The organism is Streptomyces sp. NPDC044044 (assembly GCF_056434405.1).
This window is the reverse complement of record NZ_JBWKFG010000014.1, coordinates 54,147-77,668: the sequence shown is the minus strand read 5'-3', so window position 1 is coordinate 77,668 and position 23,522 is coordinate 54,147. Positions and strand designations below refer to the sequence as shown.

21 protein-coding genes are annotated in these 23,522 nt (G+C 72.1%); 8 read left to right on the top strand and 13 right to left on the bottom strand.

Annotated features, from left to right (window positions below; translation table 11 throughout):
* Window positions 1-15 precede the first annotated feature (15 nt).
* Window positions 16-1,677, bottom strand: coding sequence for a serine/threonine-protein kinase (locus AC07AG_RS40155; protein WP_478761797.1), 1,662 nt, complete (start codon window positions 1,675-1,677; stop codon window positions 16-18).
* Window positions 1,678-1,793: 116 nt separating this feature from the next.
* Window positions 1,794-2,669 carry a menaquinone biosynthetic enzyme MqnA/MqnD family protein gene (locus AC07AG_RS40150; protein ID WP_478761943.1) on the bottom strand — a complete coding sequence of 292 codons (876 nt, stop codon included), beginning with the start codon at window positions 2,667-2,669 and terminating at the stop codon, window positions 1,794-1,796.
* A gap of 345 nt (window positions 2,670-3,014) precedes the next feature.
* On the opposite strand from AC07AG_RS40150, the gene AC07AG_RS40145 reads away from it, so the two are divergent.
* The gene (locus AC07AG_RS40145; RefSeq protein WP_006138897.1) at window positions 3,015-3,218 is read left to right on the top strand and encodes a cold-shock protein; all 204 of its coding nucleotides are present in this window, start codon (window positions 3,015-3,017) and stop codon (window positions 3,216-3,218) included.
* Between the two features lie 238 nt (window positions 3,219-3,456).
* On the opposite strand, the gene AC07AG_RS40140 is transcribed toward AC07AG_RS40145, so the two are convergent.
* From AC07AG_RS40140 to AC07AG_RS40115, 6 genes are read right to left on the bottom strand one after another with little or no spacing between them, the layout of a single operon-like run.
* Complete coding sequence (locus tag AC07AG_RS40140; RefSeq protein WP_478761795.1) at window positions 3,457-4,260, bottom strand: ABC transporter ATP-binding protein; 804 nt, start codon at window positions 4,258-4,260, stop codon at window positions 3,457-3,459.
* On the bottom strand, window positions 4,260-5,231 hold the full coding sequence (locus tag AC07AG_RS40135) for an ABC transporter ATP-binding protein (RefSeq protein WP_478761794.1): 972 nt from the start codon (window positions 5,229-5,231) through the stop codon (window positions 4,260-4,262). Before AC07AG_RS40135 ends, AC07AG_RS40140 begins: the two co-directional genes overlap by 1 nt.
* 2 nt (window positions 5,232-5,233) lie before the next feature.
* Complete coding sequence (locus AC07AG_RS40130) at window positions 5,234-6,091, bottom strand: ABC transporter permease (protein ID WP_478761793.1); 858 nt, start codon at window positions 6,089-6,091, stop codon at window positions 5,234-5,236.
* Window positions 6,091-7,038, bottom strand: a complete 948-nt coding sequence (locus AC07AG_RS40125; RefSeq protein ID WP_478761792.1) for an ABC transporter permease — start codon at window positions 7,036-7,038, stop codon at window positions 6,091-6,093. Before AC07AG_RS40125 ends, AC07AG_RS40130 begins: the two co-directional genes overlap by 1 nt.
* Window positions 7,039-7,041: 3 nt before the next feature.
* Entirely contained in the window at window positions 7,042-8,724 is a 1,683-nt protein-coding gene (locus AC07AG_RS40120; protein ID WP_478761791.1) for an ABC transporter substrate-binding protein, read from the bottom strand.
* Entirely contained in the window at window positions 8,721-9,947 is a 1,227-nt protein-coding gene (locus AC07AG_RS40115) for a C45 family autoproteolytic acyltransferase/hydolase (RefSeq protein ID WP_478761790.1), read from the bottom strand. The genes AC07AG_RS40120 and AC07AG_RS40115 overlap by 4 nt, the downstream gene beginning before the upstream one ends.
* A 120-nt stretch (window positions 9,948-10,067) precedes the next feature.
* Here AC07AG_RS40115 and AC07AG_RS40110 point away from each other — a divergent pair, with 120 nt between their 5' ends.
* A complete protein-coding gene (locus tag AC07AG_RS40110; protein WP_478761789.1) occupies window positions 10,068-10,985 on the top strand; it encodes a MurR/RpiR family transcriptional regulator in 918 nt (305 codons plus the stop codon).
* 24 nt (window positions 10,986-11,009) lie between these two features.
* Here AC07AG_RS40110 and AC07AG_RS40105 read toward each other — a convergent pair whose 3' ends face one another.
* Window positions 11,010-11,639, bottom strand: coding sequence for a helix-turn-helix domain-containing protein (locus tag AC07AG_RS40105; RefSeq protein WP_478761788.1), 630 nt, complete (start codon window positions 11,637-11,639; stop codon window positions 11,010-11,012).
* Between the two features lie 108 nt (window positions 11,640-11,747).
* Here AC07AG_RS40105 and AC07AG_RS40100 point away from each other — a divergent pair, with 108 nt between their 5' ends.
* Together AC07AG_RS40100 and AC07AG_RS40095 are read left to right on the top strand one after the other, a co-directional pair.
* Window positions 11,748-12,530 carry an AzlC family ABC transporter permease gene (locus AC07AG_RS40100; protein WP_478761787.1) on the top strand — a complete coding sequence of 261 codons (783 nt, stop codon included), beginning with the start codon at window positions 11,748-11,750 and terminating at the stop codon, window positions 12,528-12,530.
* Window positions 12,527-12,841, top strand: a complete 315-nt coding sequence (locus AC07AG_RS40095; protein WP_478761786.1) for an AzlD domain-containing protein — start codon at window positions 12,527-12,529, stop codon at window positions 12,839-12,841. The genes AC07AG_RS40100 and AC07AG_RS40095 overlap by 4 nt, the downstream gene beginning before the upstream one ends.
* Here AC07AG_RS40095 and AC07AG_RS40090 read toward each other — a convergent pair.
* The gene (locus AC07AG_RS40090; RefSeq protein ID WP_478761785.1) at window positions 12,807-14,591 is read right to left on the bottom strand and encodes an AMP-dependent synthetase/ligase; all 1,785 of its coding nucleotides are present in this window, start codon (window positions 14,589-14,591) and stop codon (window positions 12,807-12,809) included. The genes AC07AG_RS40095 and AC07AG_RS40090 overlap by 35 nt on opposite strands.
* Window positions 14,592-14,826: 235 nt before the next feature.
* Between AC07AG_RS40090 and AC07AG_RS40085 the strand changes: the two genes are divergently transcribed.
* The 3 genes from AC07AG_RS40085 (at window position 14,827) to AC07AG_RS40075 (ending at window position 17,068) form a co-directional block, all read left to right on the top strand.
* A complete protein-coding gene (locus AC07AG_RS40085; RefSeq protein ID WP_478761783.1) occupies window positions 14,827-15,402 on the top strand; it encodes a hypothetical protein in 576 nt (191 codons plus the stop codon).
* Between the two features lie 78 nt (window positions 15,403-15,480).
* Window positions 15,481-15,852 carry a hypothetical protein gene (locus tag AC07AG_RS40080; RefSeq protein WP_249588477.1) on the top strand — a complete coding sequence of 124 codons (372 nt, stop codon included), beginning with the start codon at window positions 15,481-15,483 and terminating at the stop codon, window positions 15,850-15,852.
* Between the two features lie 121 nt (window positions 15,853-15,973).
* Window positions 15,974-17,068, top strand: a complete 1,095-nt coding sequence (locus AC07AG_RS40075; RefSeq protein WP_478761782.1) for an AraC family transcriptional regulator — start codon at window positions 15,974-15,976, stop codon at window positions 17,066-17,068.
* On the opposite strand, the gene AC07AG_RS40070 is transcribed toward AC07AG_RS40075, so the two are convergent.
* The gene (locus AC07AG_RS40070) at window positions 16,975-20,511 is read right to left on the bottom strand and encodes a tetratricopeptide repeat protein (protein ID WP_478761781.1); all 3,537 of its coding nucleotides are present in this window, start codon (window positions 20,509-20,511) and stop codon (window positions 16,975-16,977) included. The genes AC07AG_RS40075 and AC07AG_RS40070 overlap by 94 nt on opposite strands.
* Window positions 20,460-20,951 carry a hypothetical protein gene (locus AC07AG_RS40065; RefSeq protein WP_478761779.1) on the bottom strand — a complete coding sequence of 164 codons (492 nt, stop codon included), beginning with the start codon at window positions 20,949-20,951 and terminating at the stop codon, window positions 20,460-20,462. The genes AC07AG_RS40070 and AC07AG_RS40065 overlap by 52 nt, the downstream gene beginning before the upstream one ends.
* Before the next feature lie 219 nt (window positions 20,952-21,170).
* Here AC07AG_RS40065 and AC07AG_RS40060 point away from each other — a divergent pair, with 219 nt between their 5' ends.
* Window positions 21,171-22,331 (top strand): lipase family protein, encoded by a 1,161-nt coding sequence (locus tag AC07AG_RS40060; protein ID WP_478761778.1) that lies wholly within the window; start codon window positions 21,171-21,173, stop codon window positions 22,329-22,331.
* 57 nt (window positions 22,332-22,388) lie between these two features.
* Here AC07AG_RS40060 and AC07AG_RS40055 read toward each other — a convergent pair whose 3' ends face one another.
* A complete protein-coding gene (locus AC07AG_RS40055; protein ID WP_478761942.1) occupies window positions 22,389-23,255 on the bottom strand; it encodes an AraC family transcriptional regulator in 867 nt (288 codons plus the stop codon).
* Window positions 23,256-23,522: the final 267 nt, after the last annotated feature.

The window sequence follows — 23,522 nt, the reverse complement described above, 5'->3', positions numbered from 1 at the left end:
GGCGGGGGCGGGGGGTCAGGGCACGCGGGAGAGCTGGGCCTCCGGGTTCCCCGACTTCTCGTTCTCCGAGAGGTAGAGGAGGGCGTCGCCCTTGGGGCGCAGGCGGACCGTGTGGCTGTTCTTCGTGCACTGGGCCGCGCTGCTCTCCTGGCCCTTGCCCTGCGCCACGATCTCCTTCTCCGACACCGACTTGAGGACCAGGTCCACGGCGCAGACCCCGCCCAGTTGGTCGGTCTGCGTCATGACCGCGAAGCGTTCGCCCACCTCGCCCTGCTCCACCTCGAGCCGGAACGTGCCCATCGGGACAGCGCCGTTCGCCGCCACCGCCTGGCCCTCCCACGTGCCGCGGTAGGAGGCGGGCACCTTGCCGGTGGCCGACGGCTGATCGCTTGCCGTCGCGGCCGGGGGCTGCTTCTGTGCGTCGCTCGACGCGTCGTCGTCCCCCCGGAACTGTCCCAGCACGAAGACCGAGCCGAGCGTCACCGCCGCCAGCGCGCCCGCGACCCCCAGGACCAGCGTGCAGCTGACCTTGCGGCCCCTGCCGTCCGCCCCGCTCGGCGTGGACGTCGCCGCGACCGAGACGCTCACGCGGCCGGGCGGGTCCGATCGGCCCGGCGTCTGCGTGGGGACGTGCGCGTGCGCGGCGGGGATCGGTGCGTAGGAAGGGTCCGGTGGGCCGAAGGTTCCGTTCCCCCGCGGCGGCTCGTGTACCGCCGCGGATCCCATCATCGACGTACCGAACGGCACCGGACCCGACGGCTGTTCCGCGACCCCCGCCCCGTCCGTCTCCAGGTCCAGGATCCGCACCGCACTCCGGCTGACCCGCTCCACCAGCGGGCCCGGCAGCCATCCCGCCGCCACCAGTGCGTCCGCGCCCGAGGGCGCGAGCCGGCTCGCGATCTCCTCCGGAGCCGGGCGCGCGGCAGGGTCCTTGGTCAGGCACTCCCTCGCCAGGTCGCGCAGATCGCCCTCCAGCGCGCCCAGTACGGGCTCTTCGTGTACGACCTTGTAGAGGAGCGAGGCGGACGAGTCGCCCGGGAACGGCGAGGCCCCCGTGGCCGCGAACACCAGGACCGCGCCCAGCGAGAAGACGTCCGCCGCCCCGCTGACCCCCTTGCCGAGGATCTGCTCCGGCGACATGTAGCCCGGCGAGCCGACGGAGACGCCCGTCGACGTGAGCGAGGCCGTGCCGTCCGTCGCCCGTGCGATGCCGAAGTCGATCAGCCGCGGGCCGTCCATCGTGAGCATGACGTTCGACGGCTTCACATCGCGGTGCACGAGGCCCAGGCCGTGCACGTGCGTCAGCGCCTCCGCAAGGCCCGCGACCAGCACGCGTACGGAATGCGCGGGGAGCGGGGGCGCGTCGCGTACCGCGTCGGCCAGGGAGGGTCCCGCCGCGTAGCCCGTGGCCACCCACGGCACCGGGCCCTCCGGGTCCGCGTCCAGGACCGGCGCCGTCCAGTCGCCGCCCACCCGCCGCGCCGCGTCCACCTCGCGCCGGAAGCGGGCGCGGAACTCCTCGTCGAGCGCGAAGTGCGGATGGACGACCTTCACCGCGACCGTACGGCCGCCCGAGCTGCGCCCCAGATAGACCCGGCCCATACCGCCCGAGCCAAGGCGGCCGAGGAGCCGGTAGGGGCCGACGGTGGTCGGTTCGCCGGGATCGAGCGGGTGCATGACGAAGGCCTCCCCCGGACGCGCCGCACGGCCGCCACCACCCGGGCCGCGGCATTGTCTGCAGCTCAGGGTAGTCCTCGGGCACGCCCCGTGGTTCTGGCGTGCCCCACCGTGTACTACGGCCGCGAACCCAGCAGTTCCACCCGCACGTCCGCCGGGAAGCCCGTCGTCTCGCCCACCCGGCGCGCGAACTCCGCCACGCCCTCCAACTGCGCGCTCCCGAAGCGGAAGTCGAGCGTCGTGAAGTACTGCTCCAGGACCCCCGCGTCGAAGGCCTCCCAGCGCGCGGCCTGCTCGGAGACCTTGCCGACCTCCTCAAGGGAGAGGTCGCGCGAGGCGAGGAACGCCTTGTGCACCGCGTCCACGACGGCGGGCTCGCGCTCCACGTAGTCGCGCCGGGCGGCCCAGACGGCGAAGACGAACGGCAGGCCCGTCCAGTCCTTCCACATCTGGCCCAGGTCGTACACGTCCAGACCCAGCCGCGGCCCGTCGATCAGGTTCGCCCGCAGCGCCGCGTCCCCGATGAGCACGGCGGCGTCCGCCTCCTGCATCATCACGCCCAGGTCGGGCGGACACGTGTAGTAGTCGGGCTGCACGCCGTGGCGCTCGGCGAGAAGGAGCTGCGCCAGGCGCACGGAGGTGCGCGAGGTCGAGCCGAGCGCGACCCTGGCGCCGTCCAGCTGGTCGAGGGGGACCTGCGAGACGATCACGCAGGACATCACCGGGCCGTCGCAGCCGACCGCCAGATTCGGGAAAGCGACGAGATCGTCGGCGTTCCTGAGGAACTCGACGAGGGTGACGGGCGCGATATCGAGATCGCCCCGCACCAGCTGCTCACTGAGCTTCTCCGGGGTGTCCTTCGTGAGCTCGAAGTCGAGCAGTGTTCCGGTCCGCGCGAGCCCCCAGTACAGAGGCATGCAGTTCAGGAACTGAATGTGACCGACGCGCGGCCGGGGGGTGCGACGGGGGCCGGGGAGCTGATCGGAGCCCACCCCGGCGATGGCGTCAACGGGAGAATTGTCCACATCGGGGAGGCTAGCCCCCTTGCGGTACGGTGCAGAAAGCGGGGCCCCGATCCCGCCTTTGTCAAGAGCTTCGGACCTGGTCCGTCAACCCCTCTGGGGGGTCCGTCAAACATCCGGGTGACGTGATCTTGCCCCCTATTGCTTTCGGCTGCCTGCGTGCTAAGCTCGCCGCAAGTTGCAGTTTGGTTTCCCTTGCAGTACAGAGCCTGCGGAGCATGTGACCCGCGGGCTCTCGTCGTTTTCAGACTTATGCAGTTGTTTCAACAATCGCAGGTTCTGGAGCAGGGCAACCCTTTGGCCCAAGGAGGGCTTATGGCTACCGGAACCGTGAAGTGGTTCAACGCCGAAAAGGGCTTTGGATTCATCGCCCAGGAAGGCGGAGGCCCCGACGTCTTCGTCCACTACTCCGCGATCAACGCGAACGGCTTCCGCTCCCTTGAGGAGAACCAGGCCGTGAGCTTCGACGTCACGCAGGGCCCGAAGGGTCCGCAGGCGGAGAACGTCACCCCCATGTAGTGGGGCGCCCCATGCGAATGGGGCGTGTGACAGTTCCGGTGACTTGATCCGGACATGGATAGCAGTACCCAAGGAGCCCTGCCTCTCCGCGCAAGCGGATTGGCGGGGCTCCTGCCTTTTTCTGGCCTGGGGGCCTTGGACGGGGGCTTTGGGTTCTTCTGCGGGTGTGTTGTGGTTGGGCGCGCAGTTCCCCGCGCCCCTTCGGGGCGCTCATCCGTGGCTTTTCGGGGCGCGCCCCTTATGAGGTGCTCAGTGCCACTGCCCCGGGGTTCCAGCCCTCTCTCGGTACCGAGGCCAGGAGCAGAGTTGTGTACGGGTCCTCCGGCGCCGCCAGGACCCGGTCCGTCGGGCCCTGTTCCACCACCTTGCCCCGGCGCATCACCAGGACCTCGTCGGTGATGTGCTGGACGACGGCCAGGTCATGGCTGACGAAGACCAGGGCCACCCCGGTGTCCCTGCGGATCTCGCCGAGCAGTTGGAGGATCTGGGCCTGGATCGACACGTCCAGTGCCGCCACCGCCTCGTCAAGGACGAGGACTTGGGGGTCCACCGCCAGTGCCCGCGCGATGGCCAGGCGCTGGCGCTGGCCGCCGGAGAGTTCGCGGGGGCGGGCGCCGGCCTCGCGGGAGCCGAGTCCCACCTGGTCCAGGAGCCCTGCCGCCGCCTTCTCGTCCCTGCCGTGCAGGCGCAGGGCCGTGCTCAGGCACTGGGTGGAGGTGAGGCGGGGGTCCAGGGAGAGGTAGGGGTCCTGGAAGACCATCTGGATCTCCCTGGCCCTGGCCAGGCGTGCGGTGCGCTTTCGGGGGGTGCGGGCCTCGCGGGGGCGGCCGTTCACTGTCACCGTGCCGGTGTCCTGGCGGGCCAGGCCCACCAGCATGCGGGCGACCGTCGTCTTGCCCGAGCCCGATTCGCCCACTATGCCTATGGAGCCGCCCGGTTGAACCGTGAATGTCACGTTCTCCGCCGCCTGGTGACGGCCGCCGCCCGGCAGGGGGTAGCTCTTGCTGAGGCCGGCCACTGCCAGCAGGTCCTTGGTCGGCATCAGTGGCTCACCTCAGTTGTGTCGGTACTCGGGATCCGCCCCGCGGAACGCCTGCCCACGACGGCGCAGGCCGCGCTCCCGCCGTCGTCCAGCGCGAACCGCTCCGGAGTCCACGTCTCGCAGGACTCCTCCGCCTCCCCGCACCGCGACACGAACGGACAGCCCCCGAACGTGTCCGACAGGGACGGCGGGCGGCCCGGGATCGGGTGGAGGGTGCGGGTCGTGTCGCCCAGGGTGGGCGAGCAGGAGAGCAGGCCCCGGGTATAGGGGTGCGCCGGTGATCCGAACAGCGCCTTCGCCGAGCGCTCTTCCACCACCCGGCCCGCGTACATGACGTACACGCGGTCGCAGTACGCGGCCGCCAGGTGCAGGTCGTGGGTGATGAAGAGGAGGCCGAGGTCCCGGGTGGAGCGGAGTTGGCGCAGCAGGGCCAGGATCTCCGCCTGCGTCGTGACGTCGAGGGCGCTGGTCGCCTCGTCCGCGAGGAGCAGGCTCGGGTCCGCCGCGAGCGCGCCCGCGATGACCACGCGTTGCAGCATGCCGCCGGAGAGTTCGTGCGGGCGCTGGCGTACGCGGTGTTCGGGGTCGGAGAGGCCTACGGAGTCCAGGAGTTCGACCGCGCGCTCGCGCGTCGCTCCCCTCTCGACCAGGAAGTCGCCGATGCGGCGCACCGGGTTGAGGGCCGCGCGGGGGTCCTGGTGGACCATGGCCACCGTCCGCGCGCGGTGCGTCCGCAGGGCCTCGCCGGTGAGGGTCAGGACTTCGGTGCCGTTCACCCGGACGGCGCCCGATGTGGCCGACCCTGCCGGGAGGAGGCCCAGTGCCGCCTTCGCCGTCGTCGATTTGCCCGAGCCCGACTCGCCGACCAGGCCCACGACTTCGCCGGGGCGCACGGTGAGGGACACCGAGTCGAGGAGCGGCCGGGCCGCGCCCGGTATCCGCAAGGTGAGGTCTTCGATCTCCAGCAGCATGGTCACTGCCTCCCTAGCCGGTCGGCGGCCCAGACCCCGACCACGTTGAAGGACACGACGACCAGTGCGATGGCCGTGCCGGGGACGAGGGCCGGGAGCAGTGCGCCCTGGACCACCGCGGCCTGCCCCTCCTGGACCATCAATCCCCAGTCGGAGGAGGGGGGTTGGGCACCGAAGCCCAGGTACGAGAGCGTCGCCAGTGACATCAGCGCCTCTCCGAAGAGGACCACCAGGTAGCCCAGGATCGCGCGGCCCAGGTTCGGCACCAGGTGCGCTACGCAGATCCGCGCGCCGCCCATTCCCTGCACCCGGTAGGCGTCGACGTACGGCTTGCGGGCCTCCGAAAGGGCGAGCGAGCGGACGTACTTGGCGATCGTGGGCGTGAAGGCGAGACCGAGGGCCAGTACTGACGTCGTCATTCCGGCGCCGAAGACGGCGATGATCAGGACGGTGAACAGCAGGCCCGGGAAGGCGTACATCACGTCGGTGAGCCGTGAGACCAGTGCGTCCACCCATCCCCCGCGCCAGGCGGCGAGCACCCCGAGGGTGACGCCGAGTACGGCCGCGACGGCGAGGAGCAGGATCGGTGCGATCAGGCTCGTGCGGGTTCCGTACAGGGCGCGGGACAGCAGGTCCTGGCCGGAGGAGTCCGTGCCAAGGAGGTGGTCGCCCGACGTCCCGACCAGTGAGGCCGAGAGGTCGATCGCGTCCGGGGCGTAGGGCGCAAGGAGCGGTGCGAACACCGCCGCCAGGACGACGAGGGCGAGCAGGCCGCCGGCCACCATCACCCCGGCGGGGCGACGGTTGCGCATGGCCGGGGGCGCGAGTGCCACGGCAGTGGCGGGAGAAGCGGTGGCCATCAGGAACGTGCCTCCTTCACGCGCGGGTCGAGGAGCGGATGCACCACGTCGACCAGCGTCGTCACCACGATGTAGCCGGTGACCATGAGCAGCAGGACCGCCTGCGCCACCGGGAAGTCATGCGTATTGATCGCGCCCACGAGGAGCGAGCCGATGCCGCTGATGCCGAACGCCGTCTCCACGACCACCGTGCCGGCCAGCATTCCCGCCATGACGAGTCCGCACATCGTGATGATCGGGCCGAGCGCGTTGCGCAGGACGTGCCGCCGGATGATGTCCCGTTCCGGGACGCCCGACACGCGTGCCGCCTCCACGTGGTCGGACGCCGCGGCGTCCGCCATCGCCTGGCGCGTGACCCGGCTGATGATGGCGAGCGCGCCGAGCGCCAACGACAGGGCGGGCAGGGTCAGATGGTGCAGCGTGCCGCCGAAGCCCTCCCCCGATCCGGAGACCGGGAACCAGCCCAGCTGCACCCCGAAGAGCGAGACGAGCGCGATGGCCGCCACGAACGAAGGCACCGAGGCCGCGAGCGTCGTTCCGCCCACCACCGCCGAGTCGATCCACGTCGAGCGCTTCACGGCGGCCAGGATTCCGGCCCCCACGCCCAGGACGACGAACAACACCGTGGCGTAGGCGACGAGTTGGAGGGTGGTGGGGAAACGGGCCGTGACCAGGTCGGCCACCTGGTCGCTGTACTTGAAGGAGCGCCCCAGGTCGAAGTGGACGCAGTCCCACAGCCACCGGCCGTACTGGACCACCAGCGGCTCGTCCAAGTGGTACTGGGAGCGGACCTGGGCGAGGCGTTCGGGCGTCAGCTTGTCCCTGCCGCCCGCGAGGAACACCGCCGGATCACCAGGCGCCGCGTACACGGCGGCGAAGATGACGAACGAGGCGGCGAAGAGGGTGGCGACAAGGCCCGCGAGGCGTCGCGAGATTCGAGCGAGCATCTCTCAACTCACCTTGCCCTTGGCTGCCTTGGGGCCGAGCTCGGCCGCCCACGGGTAGTAGAGGTAGGCCTGCGATGCGGGCGGGCCCGTCAGCTTGTCGCTGATGACCAGGGCCGTCGGGACCTGCGCGACCGAGATCCAGACACCCGCGTCCACGAACCGCTTCTGTACGTCGATCGCGAGGTCGGCCCGCTTCGCGTCGTCCAGCGTGCTCAGCGCCCGGTGGACCAGCTTGTCGTACGTCGCGTCCTTGAAGCCGACCCAGTTGTTGGACGAGTCGGAGAGGCCGTTGTCGTAGAAGCCCATGGGGTCGGCCTTGGAGATGTACCAGTCGCCGACCAGCACGTCGATGTCGGACCGCGCGGCCGGGTCGCTGTAGAACTCCTCGAACTGGGCCGTGGGCACCGTCTTGATCTGGCCCTTGAGGCCGATCCGCTGGAGCGCGGAGCGCACCGCGTTCGCGACGACCGTCCTGCCCTGACTGCTGTCCGTGCCGATCACGACGGGGTCGGTCGGCGCGCCCGCCTCCTTCACCAGTTCCTTGGCCTTCGCCAGGTCGTCGGCGGTGGGGGCGGCGGGCGCCGCGGCGGACAGCTTCTTCTGGGCCGCCTCGAACTCCGGCTTCTCGTACCCCCAGGCGCCCGAGCCGACGGGTGTGGCCCAGGGCTGGACGAGCCCGCCGTAGCCCGACCTGGCGATGCCCGTGCGGTCGATCGCGAGGGACAGTGCCCGCCGGATCTGCGGGTCCTTCAGGCCGCCGCGGGCCGTCGGGATGAGCACGAGCGACGCCGTGGAGGGGCCGTAGTGCTGGTCGAGGCCCTTGCTGGTGCGCAGGGCGGAGGCGGTGTTCGGGGACTCCGCGTACGTGCCGTCGGCGGCGCCCGTCTTGAGGGCGTTGACCAGCGCGCTGTCGGAGGCCCAGCGGAAGACGACCTGCCGGGTCAGCGGCTTCGTGCCCCAGTAGCCGTCGTACGCCTCGATGGAGATCGAGTCGCCGGACTTCCAGCCCTTCAGCTCGTACGGTCCGCTGCACGCGTCGCCCTGGCCCGGGGTGCCGAAGTCCTTTCCTGCGGCGGTCACTTGCTCCTTGTCCCAGACGATGCCCGCGTCGCCCGCGAGAGCCTTGGTGAAGAGCGCGTCGGGGGACTTGAAGCGGATGGTGATCTCGCGGTCGCCCGTCTTCTTCATGGACTTGACGTTGCCGAACTCGTCGGCCTGCTCCATGTCCGGGTCGGCGTGCCGCTTCAGGGACCACAGCACGTCGTCGGCGGTGAGCTTCGAGCCGTCGTGGAAGGTGACGCCGTCCCGGACGCCCAGGACGAGCGTCTTGTCGTCGGGTGTCTCCGCCTTCTCGGCGAGGAAGGGCTTCGTCGTCATGTCGGGCTGCAGTTGGTACAGCCGCTCGCAGACGTTCGTGAGGACGACGCGGCCCGCGCTGGTGCCCTGGGTGTCCAGGTCGAGCGAGTCCGGCTCGTCCTCCAGGAGCCAGTTCGCCTTGTCCAGCGTGCCCTTGGCGGCGGGAGTCGTCGCGGTCAGCTTCAGCTTGGCGGCGTCGGCGGGCTCGCCGCCGGTCGCGGCCGTGTCGGCGCCGCTGCATCCGGCCGCGGTGAGGAGCGTGGCCACCGCCGCGAGACCTGCGACCGCCGCCCGGCGCCCCTGCCCCCTGTTCGTGCTGGTCCTCGTCATCTGTTGTCTCCGTACGGGCCGTCGTAGAGGTTCCAGGGCATGTGCTGGTAGTCGCGGTCGCAGGGGGTGCCCGCGGTGACGTGATAGTCGCCGCTGGTCAGGTCCACGCAGGAGGAGACGAGCGTCATCCAGTGCTTGACCTCGGGCTTGCGCGGGTCGGGGTGGGTGCAGAGCGACTCGGGGTGGCCGAGGTGGTCGGACATGGCCTGCTTGATCAGCTTGCGGGACTCGTCGGCGCCGGTGGAGGAGCGCAGGGCTCCCAGGCCCTGTTCGGCGCGCGGGACGCGGACGAGCGAGTCCGACGACATGGGCCGGTAGTCGGCGGCGATCGCGGCCGGGATGCCCGCCTGGTAGTGGTTGCCGTGGACCAGGAGGCCGTCCGTGGGGTACATCCAGCCGTGTCCGGCGGGTGTCGTCTCCAGGTCGACGGCGAAGCCCTCGCGGCAGGTGAGCAGGGCGTTGGACGCGATGTGCGCGCGGGTGCGGCAGAGCACTTCGAGGGCGTCGGTGATGGAGTGCTGGTCCAGGACGCTGCGGCGTACGACGGTCTGCGGGAGGCCGATCGCGTCGCTGAAGCGCCCGCCGAGGCCGTTCGCGTTGAGGGCGATGCCCGCCGAGTTGGCGCCCTGGCGGCCGATCTGGCCCGCCTCGACCTGCATGATCAGGGTCGGGTGCGGGGGCTGGACGACGCGCAGCATGACGACGGTGTCGGCGACCCCGGCCCGCCAGTCCCAGTTCTGCCCGGCCCAGACGTGGCCGTCCCCGCTGGCCTCTCCGTAGGCGGCGAAGGAGGTGCAGCCCTCGGCGGGCTCCTCCTCCGCGGCCTGCTCCCTCTCCGCGGCCTGCCCCCTCCCCGAGGCCTGCTCGGCCTTCATGTCCGCGAAGGAGCGGTCGTAGATGACCTCGCCGCGGGCGTTGAGGGCGAGGATGTCGGTGAGGCCGACGCCCGCACCCTCGGCGATGCCGCGCATCTCCTCCAGGAGGTGGGGCGCGTAGTCGCGGACGGGCTCCGTCCAGCGGGCGGCGCGGGTGGCGACCTGGGTCCAGGTCAGGCCCGACGACTGGCCGAACGCCTCCTCGTAATAGGCGAGGGCGGCGTGCAGTTGGGGGCGGACGGCTTCGCCGTACTGGTGGCCGCGCTCGACGGGGGTGCCGGATATCTCGATGACCGGGAGGGTGCGTTCGGAGCGTTCGGGGGCGGCGGGGGCGGTGCGGGGTGCCATTGTTCTCCTCGCGGCGGAGAGGTTCCGTCAACCGTCCTGTAACGTCGATTACAGGAATCTCTCCTTCTGGAATGCGTTGCCAGGAGAGTAACGGCCATCACACGAGAGTCAATAGCTGTAATGGAAATTTCAGAGGATGGTACGGGGGCCGGGCCCTCCGGCGGGGCGGGACTCGCGCGGCTGCGGGCCGCGGTGCGCGACCAGTGGGAGACGCTCTCGACGTCCGAGCGTGCCGTCGCCCAGTACCTGGTCAGCGCCCCCGTCGAGGCCCTGCTCTTCGCCAGCGCCCAGGAGCTGGGCACGGCGAGCGGCACCAGCAACGCGACGGTCGTGCGCGCCCTGCAGCGCCTGGGCTATGCGGGCCTGCCCGCGCTCAAGCGGGAGCTGACGTCGGACTTCACGTCGGCGGTGCCGCCCGAGGTGCGCCTGCGGCAGCGCATCGCGCACGTGGGCCGGGACCTGGACGACATCTGGGGCGAGGTCTTCGACGAGGCGCAGGAGCGCATCGAGCACGCGCGGCGCCTGACGCCCGGCGAGGCGCTGCGGGACGCGGTGGGCTTCCTCGCGCAGGCCACGGAGATCCACTGCTACGGCGTCGCGGCATCCGAACTCGCCGCGCGGCACCTGGCGTTGGCGCTCGGCAGGATCGGCCGCCGGGCCCGCTACTTCGGGGACACCGGGTTCACCCTCGCCGACCGGCTGCTCGCCCTGCGGCAGGGCGACGCGGTGGTGATCTTCCAGCCGGGGCGTGCGCTGACCGAGCTGACGGTACTGATAGAGCGGGCGCGGGCGGTGGGGGCGCGGGTCGTCCTGGTCACGGACGAACTGGCGGAGCTGTACGGGCCGCGGGTGGACGCGGTCCTGACGGCGCCGCATACGCCTACCGGCATCACGACGGAGGCGCTGACCGCGCTGCTCGTGGCGGACGCGCTGCTTCTCTCCCTGGCGACGCTGGACGAGGGCCTCGCGGTGGAGACGTCACATCAACTGACGGCGCTGCGCGAACAGTTGCTGTCGCCGAAGCCGCGCAAGGGGTAGCGCGGGCGGCTCCGGAGACGCCGCTCAGACGTGCTGCATCACGAGGACGAAGGTCGTGCCCCGCTCCAGCGCCTCGTACAGATGCGGGACGTCTCCCCGGTACGACATGTAGTCACCGGCGGCCAGCTCCACCGTCTCGTCGCGCGGCCCGGCGAGCAGCCGTCCGGTGGAGACGACCAGGTGTTCCATCGACCCCGGGATGTGCGGTTCCGACTCCCTCACGCTGCCCGGCTCCAGCGCCCCGTGATAGATGTCGCGCCGGACTCCCGCGGGACCGGCGGAGAGCAACGTCCCCGCGTACGAGGCCTGTTCGGCGTGCATCGTCGGCCCCTCCCCCGCCCGGATCACGGTCACGGCGGGGGCGGGCGACTCCACGAGCACGCTGAACGGCACACCGAGCGCCACGGCGATGGCCCACAGCGTCTCGATGCCCGGATTGCCGGTGGCCGCCTCCAGCTGGGAGAGCGTCGACTTCGCGATCCCGGCCCGCTTGGCCAGCTCGGAGAGCGAGATCCCGGCCTTGGTGCGCTCACGGCGCAGGGCGGCGGCGATCCACTCGCGGGGGAGGCGGGAGGGGGTGGCCCCGCCGGTACCGGTGCCGACGGCCGCCCCGCCCCCCTGCCGTCCCGCCCCGGCGTCCTTGCCGTCAGTCATGACTCGCACTCCTCGGCTCCCGGGCCGTCGCCCGCCCGCACTCGTTCGCTACAAGAAACAGATCGTTCGGCTTGACGAACGCTTCCCACTCCGCCCATCCTACGACGTATGCGTTCGCCACACCGAACAGACAGCCCGCCAGAGCGAACGAACGACGGTTTCGTGCGCCTCTCCCATCTGCCCCGCGGCGTCCTGCGCGACATCGCCCTCGTCTGGCTCGCCGACGCCGTCGTCGGTGTCTCCTTCGGCGCCATCGCCGTCGCCGGCGGCCTGCCCGTCTGGGTGCCGGTGCTGATGTCGCTGCTCGTGTACGCGGGCTCCGCCCAGTTCAGCGCTGTCGGGATCCTCGTCGCGGGCGGCGGCCCCGTGGCCGCCGCGGCGACCGGACTGCTGCTCAACTCCCGCACGGCCGCGTTCAGCCTCGCCGTCGCCGACAGCCTCGGCCGGTCCTGGGCCGCGCGGCTCCTGGGCGCGCATCTGATCACCGACGAGACGGCCGCCTTCGTCCTCGCGCAGCCCGACCAGAAGCAGCGCAAGGCCGCGTTCTGGATATCCGGGCTCGGCCTGTTCGCCGTATGGAACGTCAGCGTCCTCGGCGGCGCCCTCGCCGGGTCCGCGCTCGGCGACACCGCCCGCTTCGGACTCGACGCCGCGTTCCCCGCGGTGCTCCTCGCCCTGGTGCTGCCCGCACTGCGCGGCGACAGCATGACGCGGCGGGCCGCGGCCGCCGGTGCCGTGATCGCGGTCGCCGCCGCGCCGGTCCTGCCCGCCGGGATGCCGGTGCTGCTCGCCCTGCTCGGGCTGCTCGCCGCCCGGCGCGGGCCCCGCCGCCCCACCGCCCGCCCCACTCCGGCCGACCCCGCCCCCACCACCCCGAGGAGCGACTCGTGAACGCCTACCTCGCCTGCGTCCTCGTCCTCGCCGCGGGCACGTACGCCTTCCGCCTCGCGGGTCCCCTGCTGCACGGACGCATCGAACTGCCCGCCCGGGTCCAGGAACTCCTGGCCGTCGGAGCCACCGTCCTGCTCGTCGCGCTGCTCGCCACGGGCGCGCTCACCGAGGGGCACGGTTTCGCCGGGTGGGCGCGGCCCCTCGGCGTCCTGGCCGGCGGGGTGCTCGCCTGGCGGAAGGCTCCCTTCGCCGTGGTCGTGGTCGGCGCGGCGGCGACTACGGCCTTGCTGCGTCTTGCGGGGGTGGCGTAGCCGACGGCGGCTCCCCCTTCTCGTAGAGACCGGCCACCACCCCCGCATACCGCTCCGCCACCGCCCGCCTGCGCACCTTCAGGCTCGGTGTGAGCAGCCCGCCCTCCACCGTGAAGTCCTCGTCCAACAGGGCGAATTCACGGATGCGGGCCGGGCGCGAGACCTCCGCGTTCGCCGCGTCCACCACCTCCTGGACCAGGGCGCGCACCCGGGGATCCCGCGACGGCGGCCCGGTCAGCTCCACGCCCTCCCTTCCCGCCCAGCCGCCGATCTCCTCCGCGTCCAGCGTGATCAGGGCCACCGGGTAGGGGCGGTTGTCGCCCACCATCACCGCGCGGGACACGAACCGCGAGCGCTGGATCGCGAATTCGCTCAGGGACGGAGTGAGGTTCTTGCCGCCGGAGGTGATGATCAGGTCCTTCTTGCGGCCGGTGATGCTGAGGTAGCCGTCGGCGTCGACGGCGCCCAGGTCGCCGGTGTGCAGCCAGCCATCGTCGTCCAGGGCGTCGCGGGTGGCGGCCGGGTCCGCGTGGTAGCCGGGGAAGACCATCTCGCCCCGGGCGAGCACCTCCCCGTCGTCGGCGATGCGGACCTCGCAGCCCTCGACGGGGCGGCCGACCGTGCCGTACCGGACCGCGCCGGGGTGGTTGAGGCTGATGACACCGGCCGACTCCGTCATCCCGTACCCCTCGTAGACCGCGATGCCGCAGGCCCGCAGGAAGTCGACGACGTGCGGCGCGATCGGGGCGCCGCCGGTCAGCGCCCACCGCACGCGCCCTCCCAGCGCCTGCCGGACCAGGCCGTACAGGGCCTTGTCGGCAGCCTCGTACGCGTCCCGCAGTTCGGGCGGCAATGCGCCGTCCGCCGCGAGCACCCCGATGCGCACCGCCTCCTCGAAGCGTTCGCGGCCCCCGTCCTGGGACTCCGCCAGGGAGAGGACCACGGAGTACACCTTCTCGAACAGGCGTGGCACGGACGGCAGATGCGTGGGCCTGGCCTCCGCGAGCTCCGCGACGACGTTCTCGATCCGCCCTCCGTAGAAGCAGAGTTCGCCGCCTTCGACGAGGGTCGTGAACTCGATGAGCTGGGCCAGGAGGTGGGCCAGCGGCAGATAGAGGTACGTCGAGTCGCCTGGGCCGCCGTCGATCAGCGGGAGCGTCGCGGACTGGACCGCGCCCAGGTTGGCGTGGGTGAGGAGGCAGCCCTTGGGCAGGCCTGTCGTGCCGGAGGTGTAGATGATGGTGGCCAGGTCGGCAGGGGTGCGGGTCCTGGCGCGGTCCAACAAGGCGTCCGGCGTTGCCTGTTCGGTGGGCGGCTCGCGGTCCGTCATCAGCAGCACGTGCCGTACGCCGGGCAGCCGCGGCCGCAGGCGCTCGATCTTCGCCGCCTGCGCGGCGTTCTCACAGATCACCACCGAGGCGGCGGAGTCACCGATGACCCACTCGACCTCCTCGTCGCCCGCCGTCGGATAGACGGGGACGACCACCGCGCCCGCCGCGAAGACGGCGAAGTGCGCGTAGGTCCACTCGGGGCGGGTCTCGGCGAGGATCGCCACGCGGTCGTCAGGACGGACGCCGAGCGCGAGCAGCTCTCCACCGAACGCCCTTACGTGTGCGCGTAGTTGGTCGTACGAGACTTCCTCCCACGCCCCGCCTTCGGACTTGAAGCGCAGGGCGGGCAGCTTACCGTGGCGGTCGGCCGCCCACTCGGTGAGGACGGCCAGGGTCTCGGGGCGCTCCGTCGGCTGCATGGCCACGACGCTAGGGACTTGGCGGGCCATCGCGGGATGACGGGAAGCGTCAGCGCAGTTGGCCGCGGAGCTCAGCTCGGCGGCGCACTTGCTCAGAAGATCCTCAAAACCCTTGTTGCGCCAGGGGCCCCGGCGTCAGTATCCCTCCCAAGCCCGACGCCCCAACCGCCCCTGACCAGGGCGGTACCGAACGGTGTCGGCCATCGCCACGCGATGAACAAAAAGGGGAACACACATGTCCATATCGAGAAACGTCCTGCGCACCGCCGCGCTCTCCGTCACCGCGGCCCTCGCGCTCGCGGCGACCGGACCGATCGCCTCCGCCACCGAGGCCGCCAACGCCCGTGCCGCCGAGCACAAGGCCGCCGCGCAAGCGCTGACCGCCGTCACCGAGGACGCCGACGTGCCGCAGATCGTCGAAGAGGGTCTGGAGGAGCGACTGGGGGCGCTTCCCCAGAACCCGACGACCCAGCAGCTCGTCGAGGCGATGTACCCGGGCGACGAGGCGGCCCAGAAGGCGGCTCTCGCCCAGCTCGCACCGCAGGGCGCACAGGCGCAGGGCGTGCAGTCGCAGGGCGTGCAGCTGCGCGGCTGGGACACCGCCTGGAAGGTGACCAAGTGCGTGGGCGCGATCGGCGCCTTCATCGCGGGCAACGCCCTCCTCGTCACCAAGGCCACCAAGTTCGGCGGCGTGCTCAAGGGCGCCAAGCTCATCGTGCAGGCCGGCAACAAGGAGGAGCGGATCAAGCTGCTCGTCGCCATCTTCGGCGAGGTCACCGGCATCTCCACCATCGCCACCGCCTGCGGCTGAGTGCAGGCCGCAGCTCAAGGGCCGAGATACGAACGGCCGGGATACGAACGGCCGAGATACGAGAGGAGGCCTTGACTCATGGAGACCACCTTCAAGGCTTCGTTCATGCTGGCCGTGGCCGCCGAGATCGTCCTTGTCGCCGTCCTGGTCTTCCAGGTCTGGCGCAAGGAGCGGCACGGCAGCACGGCACCGCTGGTGTTCACCGGCGATGACGCGCTGGCCGGTGCCGCGCTGTTCGGGGGCGCGATGACACTCACCGCGCTGCTCTCCGACGGCTGGGGCGGGATGTCGACCACGGACACCCTGCTGTACGCGGTGACGTTCGGCATCGTCACCGCGGGGTTCGCCACGTTCCTGCGCCGGGCGGACAAGGGGCGGCCCGAGTACGGGCGCATCGCCTTCCTGCTGCCCGTCGGATTCGGGGTGCTCGCGGGCCTGTCCGGCGTCTGACGGCGGGACGGGGCGGAGCGGCCGGGGAGGTGCACATCCCCGGCCGCTCCGGCCTTTTCGCCACGGGCCGCGTCGGGCCCCGGCCGTTTCGGGTGGGGCCGCGACGGGGGAAGGAAACCCCATGCCCAGCAGGACCATCACCGTCCACCACGTCCGCGCCATGCTGCACGGCGCCGAACGCCAGGGAATCGACACCGTCCCGCTGCTCCGCACCGCCCAGATCCCCCCGCTCCTCCTCGGCGACGACCGGGCCCGCATCACCGAGGTCCAGTTCGCCCGCCTCTTCCGGGAGCTGTACCGCGCCACCGGCGACGAGTTCCTCGGCCTCGGCGCGGCCGTCAGCAGGCCCGGCACCTTCGCGATGATGTGCCACGCGTCCCTCGGCTGCCGCGATCTCGGCGCCGCCGTGGAGCGCGGCGTCACCTTCTACGGCCTCTTTCCCGGCGGCCCCGACCTCACCCTTGAGCACCGCGACACCGGCAGCGCCGTCTTCGCCGTACGCAACGACCTCGAACACGACTACTTCCTCGCCGAGTGCCTCGTCATCATCTGGCACCGGCTGTGCAGCTGGCTGATCGGACGCCGCATCCCGCTCCACTGGGCCGAGTTCGGGCATCCGCCGCCCCCGCACAAGGACGAGTACGGACTCCTCTTCGGCTGCCCGGTCCGCTTCGGCGCGGCCCGTACCGGCGCCGGTTTCGACGAGCACTGGCTGTCCGCCCCGCTGATCCGGGACGAGTCCGCACTGGAGGGGATGCTGGAGCGGGCTCCGTTCGACCTCCTGTCGCGGCGCGAGTACGGGACGACGGTCGCCGAGCAGGTGCGGCGCGCCCTCGCCCGCGCGCTGCGCACCTCTCCCCGGCTGCCCTCGCTCGGCGAGATCGCCGCCCGCCTGGCGGTGAGCCCCGCGACGCTGCGGCGGCGTCTTGCCCAGGAGTCCACCTCGTACCAGCAGTTGAAGGACGCCGTGCGGCGCGACGCGGCGATCGCGGGGCTCACGGAGGGGAGCGAGCCGATAGCCGAGCTCGCCGCGCGACTCGGGTTCTCCGAGGACACGGCCTTCCACCGGGCGTTCCGGCGGTGGACGGGGACGACTCCGGGGTCCTATCGGGTGGCGCATCCCTACGACGAATCGTGGGTGCCGGAGGCCGAGTCGGGGTCGGGGGCAGGGGCAGGGACAGGGGCGGAGACAGGGTCCGGGCCGGGCTGGGGGTGATCCTCCGCCGGTGTCCCCCACCGGTGGGAGTACGCGACGTGCGACTGCTCCAGCTGTCCCTGGGCCGCCAGTGCGTCACCCATGTCCTTCAGCGCCGCCGCGTACGAACCGGGGTCGGTCTCGGGGTCCACCAGAGCGAGCACGGCCTGGTACACGGTCACCGCCTCCACGTAGGCGCCCTCCACACCCTTCTCCCCCAACTCCTCATAGGTGAGGCCCACGTTGTGGAGGTAGGCGGCCCGCCCGGCGGATTCCGGGAACCTCAGGAGCTCGCCCGTGATCTGCCGCAGCACGGCGGCGGCCTCGGCCAACTCACCCATTACCACCAGGCAGTTGGCGAGGGCGTTCATGGTCCCGACGAGCTCGCCCGGCTGGTCGGCGCGGCGGCGGTACGCGATGGACTGCTGGTAGTGATCGACCGCCTCCTCCAGCTGCCCGGCGCCACGGTAGGTGTCCGCGATGTCCTGGAGGATGCCGCCGTGGACGCCGGGGGACTCCTCGGGGTCGGCGAGGGCGCGGGCCTCCTCGAAACAGGCCAGGGCCTGCGCGTGCCAGACGGAGGGCCCGGCGAGGTTCCGGTTGGCGTACCGGAACTGCGGGCTTCCGCCGCTGAGGTGCTGGCGTCCCCGGTCGACGAGGCCGCCGACGAGCACGGCAGCCGTCGCCAGGGTCTCCGCGTGGTCGGGGCCGAGGACGCGCCGCAGGTCGGCGAGGACCTGCCGGTAGGCGATGACGGAGCCCGCCGTGTCCCCCGCGACGCCCCACGTGTAGCCGAGGCTTCGGCGCGTGGTGAGGGTGTCGAGGTGGTTGGCGCCCAGGACGCGGTCCATGTCGGACACGAGCAGCTCGAAGGTGACCAGGGCGGTGGTCACGTCGCCGGAGTCCCGCTGCCAGTAGGCCAGTTCGCGGCGGGTGCCGAGCGTCTCGGCGTGGTCGGGGCCAAGGACGCGGACCCGGTCGGCGAGCAGCTGCCGGTACGCAGCCACGGCTCCCCTCTTGTCCCCTTCCTCGCCCCGGTAGAGGGCGAGGTTGTGGCGGGCCCGGAAGAGGTCGGGGTGGTCGCGGCCGAGCACGCGCTCGCGGTCGACGATGAGCTGCTCAAGGGCGGCGATGGCGCCCGCCGTGTCCCCCGCGTCGCCCCACCACAGGGCGAGCGAGCCGCGGGTGTCGAGGGTCTCGGGGTGGTCGTCGCCGAGGACCCACTGCCGGACCACGAGGATCTGCTCCAGGCTGGCGAGCGCGCCCGCGACATCCCCCACGAGGCCGTGCGCGTGGGCGAGTTCGTGCCGGGCGCGCAGGGTGTCGCGGTCGTAGGGACCCAGGACCCGCTCGCAGTCGACCAGGGCCTCCTGGAGTCCGGTGAGCGCCTCGTCCGGGTAGCCCGCCATGCCGCGCAGGTCGGCGAGCTGGAGCCGGATGCGCAGGGTCTGGCGGTGGTCGGGGCCGAGCCGGTCGTGGGCCAGCCGCCCGAGGGTGCCGAAGTAGACGAGGGCGGCGGTGACCTGGCCGCTCTCCTGGACACTGTCCCCGGCGAGTAGGAGCACGGGGTGGATGCCGGACCGCCACAGGGCGGGCTCGGCCACCCGTCGTACGGCGTCGGCGTTGGCCCGGAGCACCTGGGCGAGCGCGGTGTCGCGCTCCACGTCGGGCCAGGCGGCGACGAGCGCGTCGGCGGCCACGACGGCGGCCTCCTCCAGGGCGCCGGGCGGCAGGGATTCGCGGAAGGTGCGCTGGATGAGCTGGTGCACGCGGACGGCCTGGTGCGGGACGCCGGGCGTGTGGTCGATCAGGCTCAGGCGGTGCAGGGCGCGCAGCGCTCCGACGGCGTCCTCCGCGGTCACGGGCTCCGGGGTGTGCGGGGTGCGGTGCGCTGCGAGGTGGGCGAGGGCGGGCGGGCTGGTGAGGACGGCCGCCGGGATGCCGTTCGGGTCGAGCAGCGCGATGAGGGCGAGCATGGGCCGGGCGAGACCGCGGGGCCGCATGGCGTCGGCGCGCTCGACGGAGAGGGACCACGTGGCGGTGATGGTGGCGGTCTGGGTGTCGGGCAGCATGCCACGCTCGGGAAAGAGACGCTCCAACTCACGGCTACGGACCCGCAGTTGCCGCCGGTACTCGGCGCAGGAAACGTCCCGGGCCTCCAACAGATAGGCGGCGGCCTGGGAGAGGGCGAGCGGCAGATCCCCCAGATCACCGGCGAGCCGGGCCACGCAGCCGGCCGGATCATGACGACCGGGGCAGCCGGAGCCCTGCCTCACACCGGCACACGCGCGGCCGTCCCGCCCGGCCCTGCCCGACCCGACATCGCCGGGCAGGGCAGCCCCAGTCCCGGCGTCATCCCACCCCAAATCACCGACCCCCACATCACCGTCCCCGGCAACCCCCCGCCCCACATCACCGATCCCGGCATCACCGCGCCCGGCAGCCCCTCGCCCCGCACCACCGATCCCCGCATCACCGCGCCCGGCAGCTCCTCGCCCCGCATAGCCGCGCCCTGCCGAACCGATCCCCGCGCCACCGTGCCCCGCATCCCCCCACCCCACATCACCGATCCCCGCATCACCGTCCCCGGCAGCCTCTCGCCCCGCACCACCGATCCCCACATCACCGCGCCCGGCAGCCCCCCACCCCGCATCACCGTCCCCCGCACCACCGTGCCCAGCAACACCGCGCCCCGCCAAACCGATCCCCGCCCCACCGTCCCCGGCAGCCCCACACCCCACATCACCGATCCCCGCACCACCGCGCCCCGCCCCCGTGCCCCCGCCCGCCCCCTCATGCCCCGCATCCAGCACCCGCATCAGGTAGTTGACCGACTCCTCCCTCGCGAAGAGCCCCACCTCGATGCTCCGGCGGCCGTGGCCCGTCAGGACCGCGTCCCTGCGTCGCGTCGTGATCAGCGTGCGGCCCCTCGGGCTCGCCGGAGGCCACAGGCCGCCCCTGCGCAGGGCGGGGTCCGCGAGGAGGTCCACCGGGTCGGCCAGGTCGTCCAGGACGATCAGCCAGCTCGGGCCGCCGGCCGGGCGCGGTTCGAGCCAGGCCAGGAACCGGGCCGCGGCCTGCTCGGAGTCCGCGCGGGCCAGGCCGAGCCACTCCTCGGCCGCCTGGGCGTACGCGGTGACGACGGCCTCGCGGTTGACGGCGGTGACCCACAGGAGCAGGTCGATCTCACCGCTGTCCCGCAGGTCACGCGCGTACCGCGCCGCCAGCTGGGTCTTGCCGACACCGCCGGTACCGGCCAGCACCTGGCCGAGCACGGCGGTTCCCCCGGCGGCCATCTCCCGGGCGAGAAGCCCGCCGACGGCACGCCCCTGGAAGCAGTGCGCCTCCTGGGGCAGCACGCCGACGAGGTGCGGCCACTCCCCTCCGGGCGGGCCTGCGGCAGCCGGTCCGCTCAGCCCTGGGGCGGAGCCGGCGGCGTAGGGCCCCCGGGGGCTCCCTGCCACAGCCCCCCGTGCACCTCGCTGATGTTGATCGTCGCGCCATGGCTCTCGTACGACCCGACCACGGAGGTCGCGCCGGGCCCCGCGACCGAGATCCCGCCGATGTCAGGTGCGGCTCCGTGCCCCTCGACGAGCGCCTGCAGCTGGGCCACCGCCTCGCGGCGCCGCGCCTCGTCAAGGGACTCCAGGAGCATCTCGAAGCGCGTACGCCACGAGACCTCTTCGTCGATGCGGGCCCGCAGAGCCGCATCACCTCCCGGCCCGGTCAGCGCCACCGCCGTCTGGTCAAGCCGCGCAAGCTCCGCCCGCTCCCGCTCCTCGTCGCCGCGCCCGAACCACCGGGCCACGGCCTGCCTGATCCCGGCCCACGCGTCCGTACCCGCGGCCCGCGCCACGGCCAGACCCCCCGCCGCGGCCAACGCCGTCATCGTGCTGTCGAGCATCCCCCCACCCCTCCTCGTACACCCGGTAGACCCGGCACACCCGGTACACCCGAAGACTCCCCCCTTGAACGTAGCGCCGGAACGGTGTCAGAGACACAGAGTCAACAAAGCTGAGCGGTCCCGTCAGCGCGAAACCTGCTCCCGCGTCACTACCGTCAACGCCTGCACGGCGCACGCAGAATGAACACCCCTGCCTCTGTGGACAGTTGGGAGAGCCGCATGCACGTACGTACCAGCGCAAGAGCTCTGGCCGTGGTGGCCGCGCTCGGCCTGTCGGTCGTCAGCCCGGTGACGGCGCAGGCCGCCCCGGCGGCGGGCGCCGACGCCCCCGGCGACATCGTCAGCTCCGCACCGAGCAGCTTCCATCCGCTGCCGGGCCAGCCGACGAACACCAAGGCCTGGAAGGTCAACTACCGCTCGACGACGGCGAAGGGCGAGCCGAACACCGTCTCCGGCACGGTCATCGTGCCGCAGGACGGCAGGAAGGGCCCCCGCCCCCTCATCACGTACGCCGTCGGAACGATCGGCATGGGTGACCACTGCGCCCCGAGCGCCGGTTTCCCCAAGGGGACGACTCTCGAAGCCAATCTCATCCAGCAGCTCACCCTGCGCGGCTGGGCGGTGGCCGTGACCGACTACGAGGGCCTCGGCACCCCCGGCGACCACACCTACACGGTCGGCAGGGCCGAGGGGCAGGCCATGCTCGACGCCGCCCGCGCCGCGATCCGCCTCCCGGAGGCGGGGCTCGGCGATGACACCCCGGTCGGCATCATGGGCTACTCCCAGGGCGGGCAGGCCTCCAGCTGGGCGGCCGAGCTGCACGGTTCGTACGCCCCCGACCTGAAAGTCAAGGGCACGGCGACCGGCGGCGTCCCCGGTGACCTGATGAAGGTGGCGGACTTCAACGACGGCTCGTACGGCTCCGGCCTCATCTTCATGGCCGCCGTCGGCCAGAACGCGGCCTTCCCCGAGCTGAACCTGGAGTCCTACCTGAACCCGGCGGGCAAGAAGCTGATCGGCGCCCTGCGCAACAGCTGCGTGGCGGACGGCGCGGTGCTCGGCGCCTTCAAGAAGATCGACGACATGACGGTGAAGAACCCCCTCGACCAGCCCGACTGGCAGCAGCGCCTGCGCGAGTCGCAGGTCGGCACGCGGGCCCCGGACGCGCCGGTGTACCAGTACCACGTGATCACCGACGAGTTGATCCCGTACGGGGTGGGCAAGCAGGTCCGCAAGGACTGGTGCGCCAAGGGCGCGAACGTGGAGTGGCACACGGTCCCGCTGGGCGAGCACGTCTCGGGGGTCATCACGCAGTCACCGCTGGCGGCGCACTGGCTGGCGGAGCGGTTCGCGGGGAAACCGGCGCGGGGGAACTGCTGACCGGCGCCGAGGGCCGACGGCGCGCGGCGGCTTCGGGAGCCCGCCGCGCGCCACCGCTCAGTCGGCCGTCCGCTCCACCGGGATCCACAGCGCCGCGTCCGCCTGCGTCCCGTCGTCCGACAGGCGGGTCCGCAGGATCTCGGGCCCCGGCCTGCTCCGGTACGGATTCGACGGGAACCACTGCGTGAACACGTCCCGCCACATGTACTGAAGCGTCTGCGGAAACGGCCCCGAGCTCTCGAACACGGCCCAGCTCCCCGGCGCGACGGTGAGCGCGTCCATGTCGTCCGGCACCGCGGCACTGCTCACCACACCGTGCCAGTAGTCGAGTTCGGTCCCCTCGGCGCGGCTCTCCTCGAGCTTGTCGCTCACCGAGATGATCCCCTCCGGCTCCTGGTCGGACAGGCTCTCGATGCGCTGCAGCGTCTCCCGGCCGAGCCCTCGGATGAACGCGGCGATGTCCGGGTTCACGCCTTCGTGCACGAGCGGGACCCGCGCCTTCCTTCCCACGACCCGGAACTCGTCCTTGTCCACGACCTTGTACCGCATGCTGCTGCTCCCTTCGACAACGAGGCGGAAGGACATCCGTGGCTGGGACTGCAGACTCGCGCCGCTCCGCCTGGCCTCACCGGGTCCGACCCCGTGCATGCCGCGGAACGCCCGCGCGAACGCCTCGCCCGACGAGTAGCCGTAGCGCACGGCCACTTCGAGGAGCGTCCGCTCCCCGGCCAGCACCTCGGCTCCCGCGACGGTCAGCCGCCTGCGCCGGATGTACTCCGACAGCGGCATCCCCGCCAGCGCGGAGAACAGCCGCCGGAAGTGGTACTCCGACGTCACCGCCGTCCGCGCCAGATCGGCCACGTCGATCTGCTGATCGAGGCGAGCCTCGATGTGCTCCATGGCCAGGTTCAACCGCTCCAGCACCCGGATCTCCTTCCCTTTCGTCACTCACGTTAGGAAGGAACCACCCTGCCGGACCCGACATCCTGTGCCCGGTCCGGTCGGGCGCGACGCGGCGCCACTCCCTGCGGATCGAGACTCACCCTCGCCCCCTGGGCGCCAACCCCGCCGCCACCCGCGCCGCGTCCGCGTACGCGGCGACGTCCACCGGGTCCGGTGCTCGGGCCTCGGGGCTCGAAGCTCGGCCCAGACCGTCTTGCCGATCCGCCGCTCCGTGACGCCCCACGCCGC